The organism is Arthrobacter sp. TmtSoilC77, assembly GCF_059739415.1.
Window position 1 is genome coordinate 2,208,949 of the sequence record NZ_AP046050.1, and the last position, 18,759, is coordinate 2,227,707.

Consider the following 18,759-nt stretch of genomic DNA (forward strand, 5'->3'; position numbering starts at 1 on the left):
AGACGTCATGGAAAAGCCCAACGTACTGTGGATCTCCACGCACGACATCAACCCGGATCTCGGGTGTTACGCGGGCGTGTGGCCCGGCGCCGAGTCCTCCATCACACCTAACCTTGACAGGTTGGCCAATGAAGGGGCCAGGTTCGACCAGGCCTTCGCCGCCGCTCCTGTGTGCGCACCGGCCCGGTCGGCAATCATGACAGGTTGCTACCCCACGGCGATTGGCACCATGCATATGCGCACCCGCGCGGTCCCGCCCCCGGAGGTACGGCTGCTGCCGGAGTATTTCCGTCAGGCCGGTTACTACTGCACCAACAACTGGTACACCGATTTCCAGGTTGACGTGCCGAACACCGTCTATGACGATTGTTCCCCGACAGCGCACTGGAGGAACAGGCCTGACGCTGCCGCCCCGTTTTTCGCTGCCTTCCAGGGAATGAGCACCCACGAATCCCAGCTTCACCTGGATGATGAAGCCTTCGCCAAGGCGACGTTGAATGTGAAAGCGGAACAGCGCCATCGCCCGGAAGACGCGCCGCTGCCCCCCTATTACCCGGACACCGAGGTGTTCAGAATGGCGTGGTCCCGATACTTGGATCTCATCACCGAAATGGACCACTGGGTGGGTGGCATCCTGGATCAGCTGGACGAGGACGGACTGACCGAAAATACGATCGTGGTTTTCTGGAGCGATCACGGCCGCGGTTTGCCGCGCGCTAAGCGATGGGCCACGGAAGCAGGGCTGCGCGAACCCCTTATTGTGCGGTGGCCAGGGAAAATCGCTCCAGGAACTGTAATCACCGATGTGGTGCAGACACTCGACCTGGCTCCTGCCATGCTCGATGCCTGTGGCCTTCCGATCCCCGGGCACATGCAGGGGGTGTCGTTCCTTTCTTCCACCGGTGGGATTATCAGGGAAACCAACCAGTACGCCTTCGGTGGGCGGGACCGTATGGATGAGGCAGAGGACACGTCCCGGACCGTCCGGGACGCCCGGTTCCGATATATCCGGCATTTCCACCCTGACCGGGCAGCCCTTCCTCATACAAGCTATCCGGATCAGTTGGCGACCTGGATTGAACTCCGCAACTTGGCCAAGCAGGAGGCCAGCCAGATGGGCCGCGGCGAGCCGCGCACTCTCTTCACGGACCTACAGCGCACCCTTGTGGCATCAAGCAAACCCGAAGAGGAACTGTACGACATTGCCGCGGACCCGCACGAAACGCGCAATCTCGCGTCGAACCCGGAATTCGAGACCACGGTTACGAGGATGAGGGCTGCCCTGCGCGACTGGCAGGAACACTACGGAGACCTCGGATTGATGAACGAGGACGCGCTCATCGAAACATGGCGACCCGGAGGCAAGCGCCAAGTCACTGCCAGGCCTACCATCACCGAGACTCCCCAAGGATTTGAAGCGACGTGCGAAACGCCCGGAGCATCAATCGGATGGACCACGGTTGAGCCCGGCGTCCCCGGACGGAGCTTGGCAATGCTTGAACGCCTCGGCGGGTCGCCGGCAGACGACGGCAGGAGCTGGCAACTGTATACCGGTCCTGTTGAGCCTCACGGCGGGCCTTTGTGGTTCAGGGCCTGGAGGCTTGGATTTGAACCGAGCCCGGATGTACAGGCCGGCGTCCATTCCGAGCTCCCGACAGACGGCAGCAGGTCAATCCGATGACGGGGCACGCGCTGTGAAAGGTATCGACCTGAATTTGGTGCCGCTGCTGCATGTCTTGCTCGAGGTGCGGAATGTCTCGAGGGCTGCTGACCAACTTCAGATCAGCCAACCCGCCGCCAGCACAGGCTTGGCGCGTCTGCGACGACACTTCGACGACGAGCTGCTGCTCCGGGTCGGCCGGAAGTATGAACTGACACCTTTTGCCCAGTCACTTGTCCCACTCGTCGACGAGACGATGCACCGGATTCAGCGGATGTCCGGAGCGCGCTCGGCATTCGATCCTGAAACCACGGGCCGCACCTTTATCATCGCCGCGTCCGATTACGCAGCGACTCTGCTGGTCGGGCCGATGCGCCGCATATTGCAGCAGGAAGCATCGGGAGTCTCCGTGGAGTTTGTTCCCACCAGCTCCATCAGTGGCGAAGTATCCGAGTTCTCCCGGATGGATTTGCTGATCGCACCCGCTGGCTATGGTATGCCGGGAGCGAGCAGGCAGCTGTTCCGGGACAGTTTCGTAGCCATAGTTGGGGCAGCCAATCCGGTTCTGGACCAGCGCAGTATCACGCTTGCGGAACTGGCCAAGCTGCCGCACGCAGTCGGATTCTTTGGTGAGGGCATTAGGACACCGGCAGACAAGCTTTTCGAACAACTCAACCTCAAACGCAACGTCGCCGCCGTCACCAACGGATTCCTGGCACTGCCCTTGCTTGTTGATGGAACAGACCTCGTCGCGGCGGTACCGCGAATGCTCGCCGCACGTGCTCAACAGGCGGACGCTATAGCCATACTTGAGCTGCCTCTGGAACAAGAGGCGTTCCTGGTCGAGGCCATGTTTTGGCACCCGATTCAAAACGATGACCCGGCAAACACTTGGCTGAGGTCCGTGGTGATACGGTCCAGCGCACAACTGCCGGAACTCTTCCAACCCACTATTCACCCGCTCGTCGTTTCGGACCCCGGCTTCGGTCACCCAGAGACGGCTTAGCAACCGCTCGAACCAAGAGGTAGAACCATGTTGAAACCACAGAACAGCCCGACCCGGGAACTCGTCAATCTTGATGGCCTGTACAGGTTCAAAGTCGATTTTGAACGCTCGGGACTAGCAGAAAAATGGCAGGCAGGTCCGCTAAGGACTGAGATGGAAGTAGCCGTCCCCTCGAGCTATAACGATCTTTTCCCTGATAAGGCGATAAGGGACCATGTGGGCTACGTGTGGTACCAGCGCGATGTGCAGGTGCCACGCGGGTGGGCTGGTCAAAGGATCCACGTACGCCTGGACTCGGCGACGCATGAAGGCAAAGTCTTCGTCAACGAGGTCCTGGTAGCGGAGCATCAAGGGGGCTATACCCCGTTCGCGTCGGACATCACCGATCACGTCACCGCAGGGGGTACGTTCCGGCTCACAATAGCGGTCAACAATGAACTGACCCAGGCTTCGATTCCACCGGGAGTCATCACTGTCACAAAGGACGGGCGCCGGCAGCAACAGTACATGCATGATTTCTACAATTATGCCGGCCTCCATCGCAGCATCTGGCTCTACAGCACACCGGTTGCCCGGGTGGAGGACGTCACCGTGACGACCGACTACACGGGGACTGTAGGAAACGTCAGCTACAGCATCGACGTAGCCGGAGCGCGAGGTGAGGAAACCGTCACTGTACGAGTTCTCGATGCCGAGGGCCGCCAAGTGGCTGAAAGTGAAGGCCGGGAAGGAGTGCTCCGTGTGGCAGATGTCAGCCTCTGGCAGCCCGGCGCCGGCTACCTTTACAGCCTTGTTGCCGAAGTTCACCAGAACGGTGAGCTTGTCGACTCTTACAGGCAGTCATTTGGTGTTCGCACCGTCGAGATCCGTGGCAAACAATTCCTTATCAACGGACAACCGTTCTATTTCAAGGGCTTCGGCATGCACGAGGACCACGCGGGAATTGGCAAGGGCCACAACCAAGCGCTTATGGTGAACGACTTCCAGTTGCTGGACTGGACTGGCGCCAACTCTTTCCGCACCACGCACTACCCCTACGCTGAAGAGGTTTTGGAATACGCCGACCGCCACGGCATCGTCGTGATTGATGAGACAGGCGCCGTCGGGCTCAACACGGTCTTTGGCTTTGGAGCCGGGCCCAAGTCCACCTATTCCGACGATTATGTCAACGAGGACACCGCAGCCAGCCATCGGCAAGCGATCGCAGAACTCGTAGCGCGTGATAAGAACCACCCATCGGTAGTCATGTGGTGCATTGCTAACGAGCCGAACGCCTCGGACGAAGGCGCCCGACCGTACTTCGAACCTTTGGCCGCGCTGACACGCAAGCTCGATGCCACCAGGCCTGTTGGCTATGTCAATGTGGGCTTCGATACTCCTGAGAAGGACACGATCACAGATCTCTTTGATGTCGTCATGATCAATCGCTACTACGGCTGGTATCACCACCATGGAGACCTGAGCAGCGCGGAAACTGCCCTGGAAAAGGAGCTCCTGGAGTGGGAAGCGAAGCACGGCAAGCCGATAATTATCACCGAATACGGCGCCGACACGATAGCTGGCTTGCACTCACTTTATGAAACGCCCTGGAGCGAAGAATTTCAGGCGGCGTTCCTGGAGATGTACCACCGGGTCTTCGACAGGATTGAAGCGGTGGTTGGAGAACACGTCTGGAACTTCGCAGACTTCCAGACAGCCACCGGAGTCATCCGTGTCGACGGCAACAAGAAGGGCGTATTCACCCGGGACCGCCGGCCAAAGGCCGCGGCCCACATCCTTCGTAAGCGGTGGTCTTCGAACTAGCAACAACCCTGCTGCCAGCCGGCGCGGCGTCCTTACTGGTGCCGGTCGGCCGGGAGCCGCTCTTCGACGTCGTCCGTGAAGAGATCCGAAAGACGGGCTGCTGAGCGTTGCACAACTGAGCGTAACCAGGTGCTGGCCGGGTCATTGGTCTGGGCGGGATGCCAGAACAATGACTCGACCAGATACACCTCGTCTTCCAAGGGCAGATCCAGCATCCGGATGCCCGAGCTTTGTGCCTTGATGGCCAGCATGCGCGGGACGAGGGCTACGAGGTCCGTGCCTTGCACCAGCAGGGGCATCGAGTTGAACCCGGCCGCGGAGGTCACCACGTTGCGTTTGAGGCCGTATTGTTCAAACAGCATGTCAGCGGGCGTCCGTATGACGTCGGCGATCCGTGCGACGACGTGGGGCATGCCGGCGAGTTCAGCCAGGTTGAAGTCGCGTTCCAAGATCGGGTTATCGGCGGAAACTATCGCCACGAAGCTGTCCCTGAACAAATGCCGGCTGGATCCGGGCATGCCGTAGTCAGCTGGAGCGACGAGCAAGTCGAACCGCGAGAACTCGGCCAATTCAGGCTTTATGGACCCCAGCGGAACGAATTCGACTGACGCCCGCGGTGCCTCTTCCCGAAGAATGCGCCTAATCGGGCCGATCAGGAGAGCAGCAGCATACCCGGAAGCTACGATCCTGAACGCCCGCTCTGTGGTAGTGGGGTCAAAGTGTGACCGCGCGCCGGCCATCAGCCGGATCTGTTGCATTGCTTCGTCAACGAGCGGGACAAGCGACTGGGCAAAAGGCGTCAGTTCGTATTTCCGCCCGACCCGCAGCAGCAGTTCATCATCGAAGTGTCGGCGCAGGCGGGCGAGAGCGGTGCTGGCTGCGGGCTGGCTGATCTGAAGCTGCTCGGCCGCCCGCGAGACATTCCGGACCTCAAGGAGCACCTGCAGCAACGGAACCAGGTTTAGGTCGATACCCTTCACGGTTTGGTTTCTCCTTGAGCCGTTATATATGGGGACCTGTACAAATGCGAGCCCTCGCGGGACCGCTACACGCCCGTGTGCCTGTCTGTGAAATTAGTATAGGTAATAGTAGCTATCCCGAATTGGCCCTTTCACGGATACATGAGCTGCCTCACAGTAGTAATGAAAGTGATTCATGCTGGCTAGACCCGCCAAACAAGGAAACCCCAACGCCTTTGAGGCGGCTGGTCAGACACCCACCCTGCACATTCCAAAACGAGATCGGTTGGCCCTTTAGGCAACCACGGCAGTCAATGAGGAAGGCCCAAAAATGAAGTCAAGAAGGCGCGGAGCCGGCATCGCAGCCGTCGCCCTGGCTACCGCTCTGCTGACCGCCTGCGGAGGCAGCGGCGGCACCACCGGTACAGGAAACGCCCAGGTCCCCGGCGGGGATCAAAAGGGCGATCACATACGGATCGCAATGCTCAATGACATTCCGTCATGGGATCCGGGCAAGGCAGGAGTGGCAACCCAACTCGAGCTCGCCCGTGGCGTCTATGACACACTCATCGGAGTCGATACCGAAGGGAAGCTCGTCCCCGCACTGGCCACCGAGTGGCGCTACACCGATGACAAGCGGACAGTCCTCGAACTCAAACTCCGGGACGACGTAACCTTCAGCGACGGGACGAAGTTCGACGCCGAAGCTGCAAAGGCGAACCTTGACCACTTCCGTGAGGGCAAGGGGCCGCAGGTCAACCAGATCGACGGCGTTACCGGTACAGAGGTCGTCGATGCCAAGACGGTCCGAATCAAGCTGGACAGGCCGAATCCCGCGCTCGAGATCAACCTCAGTCAGGCGGCAGGCCTCCAAGCGAGTCCCGCGAGCCTTAAAGACGGCTCAGCGGAAACAAAGCCGGTCGGCAGCGGACCTTATGTTCTGGACCCTGGCTCAGTCCGCGGCAACCAGTACATTTTCAAAGCCCGTGATGGCTACTGGAAGCCCGAGCTGCAGCACTGGAACATGATGACTTTCCGTCTGCTTAGCGACCCGGCAGCGCGCTTGAATGCCCTCACCGCCAAGCAAGTAGACGTTGCGAATGTCCAGCCCCCGCAGATCGCACAAGCTGAAAAGACCGGCGCCAAGGTGACCGACTGGACGTCCTCTGTCCAAGGCATGCTGCTGTTGGACAGAGATGGCAAGGTAGCACCCGGGTTGAAAGACGTCCGCGTCCGGCAGGCAATCAACTATGCCTTCGATCGTGAGCTCATGCTCAAGGAAGCGGTGCTGGGACGTGGTGAGGTCACAAGCCAGATGTTCGCTCCAGAGAGCTCAGCGTACGTGAAGGATCTCGACAACGCCTATCCGCACGATGTTGAAAAAGCCCGGAAGTTGATGGCCGACGCCGGTTACGCAGACGGTTTCAAGGTAAAGATCGCTTTCGCCAAACCATCGGAGTTCGCAGCTCCCTTCATCGTCCAGGCCCTCGGCGAGATAGGCATCACCGTAGAACGCGTGTCCATTCCGCCACAGGAGTTCCAGTCTTCGATTTCAGGTGGTCAGTACGCGATGCCATGGTCGGTCATCAGCCAAGGTCCCACCTGGACAATGATTCAGCGAGTAGTGTCCCCCGATGCGCCCTACAACGCCTTCAAGTCGGAAAACCCTGAGCTCAACAAGCTCCTGGAGGAAACCCGAAACGCAGGCGATGCTGAGAACGCCGGGCAGGAACTGAACCGCTACCTCGTGGACAACGCCTGGTTCGCACCGTGGTACCGGGTCGGCAGCCCATTGGCTTTCAACCCGCAGGTCGTTGACGTGCTGCCGCAAGCATTCCAGAACAGCCCGTCCATCTATAACTACCTGCCCGCCAAGAAGTAAACACCGGCGGGAAGGGGCCGCGCTCCTTCCCGCCAAAACCCCAACGGAAGGAGGGCGGCCGTGTTCGCCTTCATCACCCGGCGACTCGCGTCGAGCCTCGTCATACTGGTCGTGGTCTGTTGCCTCACTTACATATTGCTGTTCTTTTCCGGTGGCACAGTCGCCCAGAACATCCTCGGCACCGATGCGACCCAAGATCAGATCGCCGCTAAAGAAGCCGAACTTGGCCTGAACCAACCTCTCCTGACCCGTCTGGGCCTGTGGTGGGTTGGTGCCCTCAACGGAGACTTCGGTAAGTCTTGGTACAACGGCGAGCCGGTCTTCGAAGCGATCCTCAACCGCCTGCCCATCACACTGACGATGGTCATTGCTGCCACCGTATTGACCGTCGTCATATCTGTCATTCTTGCCGTCGTTTCCGCCGTCCGGCGCGGATGGACGGACCGTGCCATCCAAGTCGTAGGCGTCATCGGAACGGCACTGCCCAACTTCCTGATAGGGCTTTTCTTGGTCACCTTCTTCGCCATCCAACTCGGTTGGTTCCCGGCGATCAGCACGATCTACCCAGGCGGCGGCCTTTCCCCATGGATAACCAGCCTTACCCTGCCCGTGCTCGCCCTAACCATCGGTTCCATCACCGCGATGACACAGCAACTGCGCAGCGCCATCATCCAGCAGCTTGAGATGGACTACGTGCGGACCCTGCGCAGCCGTGGAGTGAGGGAAAACGTGATTCTGTACCGTCACGTTCTTCGCAGTGCGGCGCCACCATCCTTGACGTTGCTTGGCCTGCAGTTTGTTGGAATGCTCGGCGGCGTCGTCATCATCGAACAGATGTTTGCGCTGCCCGGCATGGGAACACTCGCGGTGTCTGCAACCTCCACGGGCGACATTCCCCTGGTCATGGGCGTGGTCGTCTACACCATCATTATCGTCATCATCGTCAATCTCATCGTCGACCTCGTCAACGGCTGGCTGAACCCCAAGGTGCGTGTGTCATGACCGAAGTCAGTTCCTCCACCGCAGCGCCGGTCGCTCCGGCCGCCTTGCGAAGTCACCCCCTGCGCCGCCTGCTCCGCAATTCATTCGCTCTTTTTTCCATCGTCGTGCTGCTCACTCTCGTAGCAGCAGCAGCCCTCGCACCCCTAATAGCCCCATTCCCTCCCGAATACGCAGACCTCGGCAATTCCCTCGCCGCGCCCGGGGGCCCCAACCTGCTCGGCACCGATAGCGCCGGACGCGATATCTACAGCCGACTGCTTTGGGGAAGTCAGACAACCCTGCTAGGCGTAATTATCGTGACGGTGACGGCCCTCCTGATTGGCGTGCCCACAGGCTTGCTGGCTGGATACTACGGGCGATTCCTCGACGACGTGGCCAACTGGGTGGCCAACGTCCTGATGGCCCTGCCGGGGATCATCGTTCTGCTGACTGTGCGCGCCGCCGTCGGCCCGTCCTTGGTAATCGCTATGATTGCTTTGGGCATCATGGTGAGCCCTTCGTACTTCCGTCTGACACGTTCCACGGTTCAGTCGGTCCGAAACGAACTCTACGTCGACGCGGCCAGGGTCGCCGGTCTCAGCAACGCCCGAATCATGGCACGCCACGTACTCCTTGTTGTCCGGGCGCCGCTGATTATCCAAACGGCCAACGTGGGCGGTATCGCAATCTCGGTCCAGGCCGGACTTGATTTCCTTGGTCTGGGGGACCCGAACACTGTCACGTGGGGCGGGATGGTGAGTGACGGCTTCGTCACCGTATACCAAACCCCGCTTGGCCTTCTATGGCCGGCCCTCGCCATCGGTCTCGTAACCGCTGCCTTCGTCCTGTTGGGCAATGCTCTTCGCGACGCCCTTGAGGACGCAGAAAAGGTCAAAGGTAAGCGTCCGGTACGAACGGCCAAGGCTGCGGCACCGGCTTTCAACGACGACCATGAGCACATGAACGAAGGACAGACCGCGCCGAAGCGACCGGAAGCAGCACATCTACTGGATGTCCGAAAGCTAAGCATCGCCTATCCAACCGGTCCTTCTGAGCTGCGGACCGTCGTCAAAGATGTCTCTTTCACCGTAGATCGCGGTGAAGTTGTAGGTCTCGTAGGTGAATCCGGCTCCGGCAAGAGTCAATCAGCCTTTACCGCGCTTGGGCTGCTTTCCGGTGCGGCCATCGTGACCGGCGGTTCCGTCTCCTTCGATGACCGCTGGTTGGTTAAACCCGGAGATGCGAAAATCCGGCAACAGCACTACAGTGGCATCCGCGGCAAGCGAATCGGCTACATCCCGCAAGAGCCCATGAGCAACCTCGACTCAGCATTCACCATCGGATTCCAGCTCACCAGCCCCATGCGTGAGGTCTTGGGCATCTCCAAGCACGAGGCCACAAAACGTGCCAAGGATCTACTTGCTAGCGTCGGAATTCCCGACCCTGACCGTACGATGCGCGCATACCCGCATGAAATATCCGGCGGCATGGCCCAGCGGGTTCTCATTGCCGGCGCCATCAGCTGCGAACCGGACCTGCTGGTTGCCGATGAACCCACTACAGCTCTCGATGTCACCGTCCAGGCTGAAGTACTTGATGTCCTGCGCGATCTGCAGCAACGTTTGGGGCTCGGTGTCCTACTGATCACCCACAACTTTGGAGTGGTGGCTGATCTCTGCGATCGGGTAGTAGTCATGCAGTCCGGCGCGGTGGTTGAACAGGGCCCCGTGCGGGACATCATTCGTCAGCCTACCCATGAGTACACCCAAAAGCTGTTGGGCTCTATGGTCAAAAACGCCGAGTCCCGCAAAACAGCCCGTCCAGCGCTAACGACGGAGGAACGATGAGCACGATGGCAGAAAGCGGCCCGGACCGACTCCTTGAAGTCCAGGACTTGAAAGTACAGTTTCGTCCGAAGCGGAGGCTCGCCCGGCCGTTCCAGGTCCTCCACGGCGTTTCACTCCACCTCGGGTTCGGAGAGACCCTCGGACTCGTGGGGGAGTCCGGTTCCGGCAAGTCAACCATAGGCCGGGCGATCCTTGGCCTCGTACCCGCAGCAGGAGGACGCATCCACCTGGAGGGCCGTGACATCACCCACCTGAAGCAGCGTGAGCGGCGTGCCGTGAGCAAGGAGCTGCAAGTCGTATTCCAAGATCCGTACAGCTCCTTGAACCCGGCAAGGACAATCGGTGACACGTTGTCCGAACCATTGTTGGTTTCAGGCACGTCTGGACAGGACGCCCGCAAGAGGGTCGGCACCCTGCTCGACAGAGTCCACTTGCCGTCAGACGCTATGGACCGGCTGCCGCGGGAGTTCAGTGGCGGCCAGCGTCAAAGGATTGCCATCGCCAGGGCTCTGGCGCCCAAACCGAAGTTGATTATCTGCGACGAACCGGTCAGTGCATTGGATCTTACAACGCAGGCGCGCGTCCTTGATCTCTTCGCCGAAATCCAACAAGACACCGGCGTGGCCTACCTGTTCATTTCTCACGACCTCGACGTCGTGAGATATGTCAGTGATCGAGTTTCTGTGCTGTATCGGGGAAACATTGTGGAAGAGGGCGACGCCGAGCAGGTTACGGTCGATCCGCAGCACCCGTACACACAACGACTGCTCCTCGCGTCACCTTTGTCCGACCCGGACGAGCAGGCAGTGCGCAGGGCTGCTTGGCACGAGCTAAACGCCGGCAGCACATCCTGGCGCTTGTAACGGCACCTACGCCTATCGGGAGCAATAGAATGCCACGTACTCAGGGAGGGGAGTCCGTTCTATCGCGGGCCATTCGTCTCTTAGAGGCCTTCGGACCAGGCGAGACCACGTTGTCTATAACAGAGCTCGCTCGACGGTCCGCATTGCACGTTGCCACAGCGTCGCGTCTAGTGGAAGAGCTTTGCACACTTGGGTGGCTTGAACGAGACGAAAGGCGGAAAGTCCAGATCGGGGTTCGGATGTGGGAGATGGCTTCACGGGCCTCGCCCACGCTTAGTCTCCGGGAAGCGGCCATGCCAGTCATGGAGGATCTCCACGCGATTGTGGGCCAGCACATTCAGCTGGGCGTCATGGAAGGAGACGACGTGCTTTTTGTCGAGCGTCTCACCGCTCCAGGGGCCGTCATCAACTTCACCAAGGTAGCGGGAAGGCTTCCCCTCCATGCTTCATCTGCAGGTCTGCTGCTCCTGGCGTATGCCCCACTAGCGCAGCAAGAGCGAATACTGAGGCAGCCGCTGGAGGTATTCACGGAGAATACCATCAACACCCCCTCGGAGCTTCGGACATCGCTGGCCGAGGTTCGCCGGCTCGGATATGCATTTCTGCCCGGCCACCTGCATCCTGACGCGGCCGGAATTGCCGTGCCCGTGAGAGACGCAACAGGGGACGTAGCGGCTGCCCTGGCAATCGTAGTGCCGAATGAAATATCCGCCCGTTCCCACATAGTCATCCTCCAAGCGGCTTCAGCAGCCGTTTCCCGCGCCATGAGGTACCCGGCATCCCCAACTTTGTAGCTCCACGAAGGTTCGTTCTCACTGATTGAGAATCGCCTTTCCGGGACAGTCGCCCATGAGTGAGGCTTGGCATAGAACAATCTGAGCAAGGGAGCCGACGTGTTCGAAGGAACAGACGTTATTGCCAGCCAGTCACAGATCAAGCTGACAGTGACATCGAAGGTCAGGGTTTCAACCGATGTGGTTGCCCTGACTCTGACCCATCCAGATGGGCGCAGGTTGCCTGACTGGACCCCGGGTGCGCATGTGGACGTAGTCCTACCGACAGGAGTGAACCGACAATATTCGCTCTGCGGAGACCGTTGGGATCCCTATAACTACCGCATCGCCGTGCACCATGAACGGACCGGGCGCGGCGGCTCGGCCTTCATTCACGAGGAGTTGACTGAAGGGGCCATGGTCGAGCTTGGCGGCCCACGCAACAATTTCCACCTCGCGCCGTCGGAAGAGTACCTGTTCATTGCGGGAGGTATTGGCATCACCCCGCTCCTTCCGATGATTAAGCAGGCAGACATGCTTGGGGCTGAGTGGAAGCTGCTGTACCTGGGCAGGTCACGTGGAACTATGGCGTTCATTGATGAACTGGCTGCCTATGGTGACCGGGTTCTGGTCTTTCCCAAGGACGAAAGCGGTCCCTGTCACTTGGATGAACTCATCGGTGACCACCGCAAAGGTACGAAAGCCTACGTCTGCGGACCACAGCGACTACTGGCAGCCGTAGAGCAACGCTGCGCTAACTGGCCAATGGGATCGCTTCGCCTCGAACACTTCGCTGCAAAGGCCCAGGGCGCCCCGGCGCTGGACACGGCCTTTGACGTAGAGCTCGCCGCGGCCGGGTTGTCAATCACTGTTCCTCCGAACATGAGCATTGTCGATGCTCTTCAAGACGCAGGAATCAACATTCTTACGTCCTGCCGTCAGGGCACGTGCGGCACGTGTGAGGTCACCGTCTTAAAGGGTGAGCCTGACCACCGGGATTCCATTCTTGGAGACGCTGACCGTGCTGCCGGCCACTGCATGTTCCCATGCGTTTCACGCTCATGCAGCAACCTCCTCGTCCTTGACCTGTGACCGGACCGGATCCTGAGAAGGAACTAAAGATGACAACACAACCTATTACCGCAACTAGGCCGGTCAGCTCCGCTGACCCATTCAGCTACGACGTGCTCGAGGACCCCCTGCCATTCCAAGCAGACCTGCGCGAGCGCGGGCCTGTGGTGTACCTGGAGAAATACGACGTCTATGCGATGGGACGTTACGCCGAGGTCCAGGCCGCCCTGACCAACTGGCAGACCTTTCAATCTGCCGCTGGTGTTGGGCTGAGCAATTTCCGCTACGAGAAGCCGTGGCGACAACCTAGCCTCCTTCTTGAGGCTGACCCACCCCACCACGATGCGCCCCGCGCCATCCTTACTAAAATTCTCGGTCCCCGCGAGATTCGCCGTCTGACCGAGTCTTGGGCAGCAGACGCGACTGAATTGGTCGATACCCTGCTGGCGAACGGTCCTGAATTCGATGGTGTCGCTGACTTGGCTGCCGCGTTCCCGTTGAGGGTTTTTCCCGATGCCGTCGGCATACCCCAAGAGGGCCGCGAAGACCTCCTTCCCTATGGCGACCATGTCTTCAACGCGTTCGGGCCACCTAACGAGCTCGTCGAAAAGGGTGCACAGCGGGTTGCCGAACTGTCAGCCTCAATCGCCGCCAAATGTTCCCGCAATGAGCTGTCTGAGGACGGTTTTGGTTCTCAAATTTGGGCTGCCGCCGACCGGGGAGACATCACCGAGGCACAGGCACCCCTGATTGTCCGATCGTTGCTCACTGCAGGTGTCGATACGACCGTCAACGGTCTGGCCGCTGTGTTATACGCCTTCGCCACCAACCCGGACCAATGGCGACGACTGCGGCAGGAACCGGCCCTCGCGCGTGTGGCTTTCGACGAAGCAGTACGCTGGGAGTCGCCCGTGCAGACGTTTTTCCGTACCGCCACCCGAGACGTCCAAGTGGGGACCACACTCATTCCAGAGGGGCAAAAGATCCTCATGTTTCTGGGGTCAGCTAATCGCGATCCTCGCCGTTGGGTGAACCCCGATCTCTTTGACCTGAACCGGGACCCGTCCGGGCATGTGGGCTTCGGATTCGGCATCCACCAATGCGTGGGTCAGCACATTGCACGGTTAGAGGCTTCAACCATCCTGAATGTTTTGGCCAAGCGCATTCGGTCCATAGAGATCATGGGTCCTACGCGTCGGCACCACAACAACACGCTGCGGGCTTGGGAATCTTTGCCCCTCCGCGTGCAACTTGCCTAAAGGAACAATCGGGCCCCCATAAAAAGGGCCCCGGAAACTACAGAACCCGGCAGATTCCGTCCCAAAGGCACCTTACTGTCGTGAGTTCGCCGGAATTTGGTCGGCCCCGGCCCTTCCCAGGGCATGTCGAGGCGGGTTCGGTAGACGGGTTTTGTCAATGTTCCAGTCTGGGATGATGCCGGTGCCGAGCAAGCTGTCGGTGAGCGTGCAAAGCGGTAGCCGGGGTCAGCGTCGAAGGCGAGCTGATGGGGCGATGTGTTCGCGTGATCGGTCGATGCCGGGGACATCGACCACGAGCCGGTCGCTGATGTGCGTGAACTGGTGGTAGGCGATGAGCCTCAGGACATTCTTTGCGGTGGGCAAGTTCTTCGCCTCCAGAGTTGGTGGGCGGTCAGGAAAAGGCGTGGACATTGTCCACACTTTCCGCCTCGGACTGGCCCGTACAGCCGCCGGATTGGCCCGGATTCGGCATGTTTCCGCGACTTCCCAGCAATGGCAAGGGCGGGAATCGCGTTCGAGTCCCACCTCGGGCACGGCATACCCCCTCGTCAGAGGGGGTTTTTGCTTTAACGTGTGTACATTCTGGTTGGTCAGGTCCCTGTGACACTGGCCGCGGGGTGTGCCTGGCGCCGCGGGTCGCCTGTTTGGTTGTGGGGGAGCGGGTTCAGGGTCGTGGCTGGTTGACCCTCCGCCTGATGGGGTGTGGGGTGATTGGGCCTCCTTTCTGACCCTTGTTGGTGGCCGTTGTTGGCCTCACTTATTCATGTCCCGGCGTTGTGGAAGGACATGACTAGAAGGAAATCTCTTGAGGAAATTGCTCCCCGTCTCCGTCTTCCTGTTGCCGGGAAGGGACTGCTGAGGGCCAAATGTCAGCACAAAGGGGTGTGGACAGTGTCCACGCGTGGCTGCTGAACCAAAAGCAGGTTCTGCACAATGTGCACAACCTGGGCGTCTGGGATTGGTGGACACGAAGGCCAGTGCATGGCTGCGTTCGTTCCCTGGCCCGAGCAGGACAACGCGCAGGACGGGGGTTTGGCTGCCGAAGGCTTCGGCTGCTTCTGAAGAGATGGACTCCCCGTAGACTTCGGCGCCGGCCGTGCCGCTGGTGACGATTCTGGCGAGCTACGGTTGCCGACCTTCCACCACTAGGAAATGCCCGACGGTGGTTCCGGATAGTGCCGTCTGTCGCAGCCCAAAACGTTCGATGCGTGCCTCCACCCAACGGATCCTGCCTTTGGAGACGTGCGGCTGCCCGGGGTATCGCTGCTTGCCGGGATGGTTCCCGCGTTACGCGGGTATTCCCACGATGCCCTGTGTATCAGAGCGAGTTGAGACTAGCGGTTCTTGCAAGTCTGCACGATCGCAGGGCGAGAAACCAGGTTCAAGCACGATGCCAATCTCGGCCGTTCCCGCTTGCGAACTTAGTCCCGCGACAGATCGACCTACAGGTTGGCCAGTCAGGTAGCGCAATGGCGTATGCAGGTGGAATGTTGTGTGCAACAGTGCAGTGACGGAACGGATAAAGCGGCCAACAGTTACGAGAACCTGGTCGCGGCGAGCCTATCCTTTGCTGGGAAAGACGCCTTTCCGTTTCAGGCCACCATAGACCGGCGCTAATGGCCGCGACTCATTTGCAGTCCCGGTCTATGCTTCATAAATGCCCGATTTCTCACGTGCCTGCCCGCGAGTTCGCGGAAGGGGATACCATCTTCCATGAGCAATTTGCCGCGGTGAGCGTCGTGTTCGCGAAGAGTCTCGCAAATTCCAGCGGCGTACACTGTTTATTGCCGCGGCGGCTTGCCTTGCGGCTGTCGCTGGTGTCGCTACGCCGATCATTTATCAGAGGATGGAGGCAGAAGCCTCCGATATAGCTGTAGTGGAAGACTGGGGTAATTCGAATTATGGCTGCGGTCTGCAATCATTAGCTATGATGTCCCCGCTCCCAGCCGCCGAGGATAAAGTCGATCTGTCCGAAGTGACCTCTTTGTCTACGGCCCAGGCTCCAGTGCGAGCTGGGTTATGGGAGTCTGGATTTCTGCAGCTCAACCTGTCAGCTGCGGACTCATCGTCATTCACGGTGTTGTCTCTAACGGTTATTGACCGTAAAAAGCTTGAGAACCCTCCGCAGTGGATTTACGTAAAGTCTTATGGTGGATGTGGCAGTCTGGGCGACAAAAGTGTTTTCCTGACGGCGCGTATCGATAAACCATCAGTTCGCCCATCGAGTCAGGATACGAGCTTCGCGGCTTTTCAAGGGGGCGCATTCGAACCGTTTTTCGGTAACAAAGGATGCAGCAGCGACATTCAAAGTAAGGAATGATGCTTGCCAAGAGAATTGGCAGTTTTCTCTTCAACTGAAGTATCAGAAGGCCGGCGAATCGCAGACTAGATTCAAGACATTCGGCCCTTTCAATGTCTATGGGACCAATCCGGGTATACCGGTACGTCTAGCTTCACCCGAGGGAAATCTAACGCCTTCTAGCCTTGCCGACCCTTTGGTCAACCTGTGGCGCTATGCAAAGTGCCCCACCTGACTGGACTGCAGGTGGTCCTGGACTCGTGGCGCGTCGAGACTCTGGGCTGCCGACTGGCTGGCGGGTTTTCACGCACGAGTGGAATTTGTTCTGTTGTCGCTGGTGCGACGTTCATCAGGTAGGGCCGTATGGCCTTGGGGCACCAGGCGTGCAGATCGTCGAGCATGTCCGGCTCTCGGTGGTTCGTTGGCGACCGTCGCCGCGACAGACCGAGGCCGTGAGGATGGCCAGGGTCTTGCGGAGTTCGGCGCGTTCGTGGCCGGCTTCGAGATCGATGAGGAATCTCCGGGAAACCCCTGCGCTGTCGGCAGGGCCTACTGCGACAGCCCACGGTACCGGCGGCGGGCACGGACCATTACGCCGACGTTTGCCGGCTCTCCGTGGTTCGTGGTGAAACGGATTCTGTGTCTTGAAAGCTGAAGGGCTCGTAGCCCTCCTGCGATGGATGTTCTCTACGCATTCATCAAGAGTCAGGAGCCCTCGTCTCCGCTCACCAAGGAACCAGCACGACGACGATCAGCACAACCGGGGTGACAACCACCGCCTCCAACGAACTTATCCTTGCCTTCATCAGTTCGGATGGACCGAACTCCGCCAATTCAGCCCGGATTGCGGCCGTTTCCGGCGCAGGGCTCAGCTGGACGCTCCGACAAAGAACCAACACGCAACCTGGCACCGCCGAGATCTGGCAAGCGGTCGCCCCCGGCCCGCTTTCGAATGCGACCATCACCGCCACACAAGCCTCGGGCAGTTGGCATGCCGCCATGACGGTTGTCGCCTTCCGCGGGGCAGACATCACGACAGGTGCAACACTGGGTGCGAACGCCTCCTCGGGCGCGCCAACGGCCACCCTCACCACCACGAGGGCCGGTTCCTGGCTCTGGGGCGTCGGCACGGACTGGTCCAACCCGATATCCCATACGCCAGGGTCGAATCAGACCCTCGTCGACCAGTTCCTCGCGCCTGCGGGAGACACGTACTGGGTCCAACGACAGAACTCCACCACACCGACAACCGGAACGCCCGTGACGATCAATGACACGTCCCCAACATCCGACCAGTGGGAGCTCGCGATCATTGAAGTTCTCGCCGCACCCTAGCCTGGGCTCGACCCGCGTTCCAGCAGTCCAGTTGTGGCCGCAGGGTTTATTGGCACTTCGCGATGCCACGTGATGTAAACATGCCGGGTCAAGGCCAGGATCTGAATCAATGATTCATCCGGTGCATCATCGGCAGCCACCCGAGTAGCCTACGACACGCGATCCGGCTCATGACCGGCCCCGCCGGTGATGCCGGACCGGTTTCCTTGGTTTAGTTCAGGGCCGGGGTGTCCTTGGGGATGACGCCGGAACCGTACAGATCGGCTGCGAGATCCTGGAGGGCGCGCAAGGCGACCCGCTGGGTAAAGGGACCGTAGGAAACACGCGCAACGCCGAGTTTCTGGAGCTCGGCTGCAGGAAGCGCTCCGGGGGCGCCGATCACAGACAATTTGCCGTGTCCGAGGCCTGCGACGAGCGGCTCGATAACGTCGCGTGTCAGGGCGCCAGGGACGAATACCAACGCTGCTCCTGTATCCAGGAAGGCGCGACCACGGGCAATGGCGTCCTCAATTCTGTCCTTGATCGGGCGGTCGCCGCCCTTCGCAATGGCGTCGGTGCGTGCGTTCAGCTGGAACGCGATGCCCTCGCCGTTGGCGGCGTCGACGATCGCCTTCACGCGGGCGGCGGCTTCATCGAAAGGACGCAGGCGGTCTTCGACATTGGCGCCCACGACGCCGATGCCAATCGCCCGGCGGATGGTTTCGGCTGGGTCTTCATAGCCGTCGTCGAGGTCTGCCGTGACCGGAAGTTCAACCGCGTTGACAATCCTCTTCACGCCATCCAGCGCGACATCCAGGGGCATGCTTCCATCGGCGTAGCCATACGCCGCCGCAATCGAGTGCCCGGCGGTGGCAATGGCTTTCGTCTCAGGAAGAGCTGCAACGGTCGAAGCGCTGATGGCGTCCCACACGTTGACCACGCGCAGGATTTCCGGTGCCTCATGCAGAGCCTTCAATTTCTCGGCCCGGGCATGGATATTTGATTCGGTCATGGTCGTCCTCCGTCGTCATGGTTGGGATCA

The 18,759-nt window shown here is 59.9% G+C and carries 15 protein-coding genes; 12 read left to right on the forward strand and 3 right to left on the reverse strand.

All coding sequences use genetic code 11. The features are described from left to right. The first annotated feature begins 7 nt into the window (after nt 1-7). Genes AC6I99_RS10190 through uidA form a run of 3 tightly spaced genes read left to right on the forward strand, consistent with a single transcriptional unit; the run spans nt 8 to nt 4,469 of the window. Nucleotides 8-1,681, forward strand: a complete 1,674-nt coding sequence (locus AC6I99_RS10190; protein WP_497945238.1) for a sulfatase family protein — start codon at nt 8-10, stop codon at nt 1,679-1,681. Nucleotides 1,682-1,694: 13 nt separating this feature from the next. Continuing rightward, nucleotides 1,695-2,666, forward strand: a complete 972-nt coding sequence (locus AC6I99_RS10195) for a LysR family transcriptional regulator (protein WP_217376623.1) — start codon at nt 1,695-1,697, stop codon at nt 2,664-2,666. Between the two features lie 27 nt (nt 2,667-2,693). Further along, nucleotides 2,694-4,469 (forward strand): beta-glucuronidase, encoded by a 1,776-nt coding sequence (gene uidA, locus AC6I99_RS10200; RefSeq protein ID WP_497945237.1) that lies wholly within the window; start codon nt 2,694-2,696, stop codon nt 4,467-4,469. Nucleotides 4,470-4,501: 32 nt separating this feature from the next. On the opposite strand, the gene AC6I99_RS10205 is transcribed toward uidA, so the two are convergent. Then, complete coding sequence (locus tag AC6I99_RS10205; protein WP_217376621.1) at nt 4,502-5,449, reverse strand: LysR family transcriptional regulator; 948 nt, start codon at nt 5,447-5,449, stop codon at nt 4,502-4,504. Nucleotides 5,450-5,759: 310 nt separating this feature from the next. Between AC6I99_RS10205 and AC6I99_RS10210 the strand changes: the two genes are divergently transcribed. From AC6I99_RS10210 to AC6I99_RS10240, 7 genes are all read left to right on the forward strand, one after another. Further along, complete coding sequence (locus AC6I99_RS10210) at nt 5,760-7,310, forward strand: ABC transporter substrate-binding protein (protein ID WP_497945236.1); 1,551 nt, start codon at nt 5,760-5,762, stop codon at nt 7,308-7,310. Between the two features lie 60 nt (nt 7,311-7,370). Beyond that, nucleotides 7,371-8,312: an ABC transporter permease gene (locus AC6I99_RS10215; protein WP_497945235.1), complete on the forward strand. Its 942-nt coding sequence runs from the start codon at nt 7,371-7,373 to the stop codon at nt 8,310-8,312. Continuing rightward, on the forward strand, nt 8,309-10,138 hold the full coding sequence (locus AC6I99_RS10220) for a dipeptide/oligopeptide/nickel ABC transporter permease/ATP-binding protein (RefSeq protein ID WP_497960963.1): 1,830 nt from the start codon (nt 8,309-8,311) through the stop codon (nt 10,136-10,138). The genes AC6I99_RS10215 and AC6I99_RS10220 overlap by 4 nt, the downstream gene beginning before the upstream one ends. Further along, nucleotides 10,135-11,001 (forward strand): ATP-binding cassette domain-containing protein, encoded by an 867-nt coding sequence (locus AC6I99_RS10225; protein ID WP_497945233.1) that lies wholly within the window; start codon nt 10,135-10,137, stop codon nt 10,999-11,001. The genes AC6I99_RS10220 and AC6I99_RS10225 overlap by 4 nt, the downstream gene beginning before the upstream one ends. A 29-nt stretch (nt 11,002-11,030) precedes the next feature. Further along, entirely contained in the window at nt 11,031-11,795 is a 765-nt protein-coding gene (locus tag AC6I99_RS10230) for an IclR family transcriptional regulator (protein ID WP_217376617.1), read from the forward strand. Nucleotides 11,796-11,894: 99 nt separating this feature from the next. Next, complete coding sequence (locus AC6I99_RS10235) at nt 11,895-12,866, forward strand: PDR/VanB family oxidoreductase (RefSeq protein ID WP_497945232.1); 972 nt, start codon at nt 11,895-11,897, stop codon at nt 12,864-12,866. Between the two features lie 29 nt (nt 12,867-12,895). Next, complete coding sequence (locus AC6I99_RS10240) at nt 12,896-14,104, forward strand: cytochrome P450 (RefSeq protein ID WP_217376616.1); 1,209 nt, start codon at nt 12,896-12,898, stop codon at nt 14,102-14,104. Nucleotides 14,105-14,329: 225 nt separating this feature from the next. Here AC6I99_RS10240 and AC6I99_RS10245 read toward each other — a convergent pair whose 3' ends face one another. Beyond that, entirely contained in the window at nt 14,330-14,467 is a 138-nt protein-coding gene (locus AC6I99_RS10245) for a hypothetical protein (protein ID WP_217376615.1), read from the reverse strand. A gap of 1,483 nt (nt 14,468-15,950) precedes the next feature. Between AC6I99_RS10245 and AC6I99_RS10250 the strand changes: the two genes are divergently transcribed. Together AC6I99_RS10250 and AC6I99_RS10255 are read left to right on the forward strand one after the other, a co-directional pair. Beyond that, nucleotides 15,951-16,424, forward strand: coding sequence for a hypothetical protein (locus AC6I99_RS10250; RefSeq protein WP_497945231.1), 474 nt, complete (start codon nt 15,951-15,953; stop codon nt 16,422-16,424). A 744-nt stretch (nt 16,425-17,168) separates the two neighbouring features. Then, nucleotides 17,169-17,738 (forward strand): hypothetical protein, encoded by a 570-nt coding sequence (locus AC6I99_RS10255; protein ID WP_497945230.1) that lies wholly within the window; start codon nt 17,169-17,171, stop codon nt 17,736-17,738. A gap of 211 nt (nt 17,739-17,949) precedes the next feature. Here the strand turns inward: AC6I99_RS10255 and AC6I99_RS10260 are convergent, their stop codons facing one another. Continuing rightward, complete coding sequence (locus tag AC6I99_RS10260; protein WP_497945229.1) at nt 17,950-18,729, reverse strand: isocitrate lyase/PEP mutase family protein; 780 nt, start codon at nt 18,727-18,729, stop codon at nt 17,950-17,952. Nucleotides 18,730-18,759 lie beyond the last annotated feature (30 nt).

Coding starts and splice junctions, on each gene's coding strand:
- AC6I99_RS10240 (WP_217376616.1), top strand. CDS start 12,896: ATGACAACACAACCTATTACCGCAACTAGGCCGGTCAGCTCCGCTGAC.
- AC6I99_RS10190 (WP_497945238.1), top strand. CDS start 8: ATGGAAAAGCCCAACGTACTGTGGATCTCCACGCACGACATCAACCCG.
- AC6I99_RS10220 (WP_497960963.1), top strand. CDS start 8,309: ATGACCGAAGTCAGTTCCTCCACCGCAGCGCCGGTCGCTCCGGCCGCC.
- AC6I99_RS10230 (WP_217376617.1), top strand. CDS start 11,031: ATGCCACGTACTCAGGGAGGGGAGTCCGTTCTATCGCGGGCCATTCGT.
- AC6I99_RS10210 (WP_497945236.1), top strand. CDS start 5,760: ATGAAGTCAAGAAGGCGCGGAGCCGGCATCGCAGCCGTCGCCCTGGCT.
- AC6I99_RS10225 (WP_497945233.1), top strand. CDS start 10,135: ATGAGCACGATGGCAGAAAGCGGCCCGGACCGACTCCTTGAAGTCCAG.
- AC6I99_RS10250 (WP_497945231.1), top strand. CDS start 15,951: ATGGAGGCAGAAGCCTCCGATATAGCTGTAGTGGAAGACTGGGGTAAT.
- AC6I99_RS10260 (WP_497945229.1), bottom strand. CDS start 18,729: ATGACCGAATCAAATATCCATGCCCGGGCCGAGAAATTGAAGGCTCTG.
- uidA (WP_497945237.1), top strand. CDS start 2,694: ATGTTGAAACCACAGAACAGCCCGACCCGGGAACTCGTCAATCTTGAT.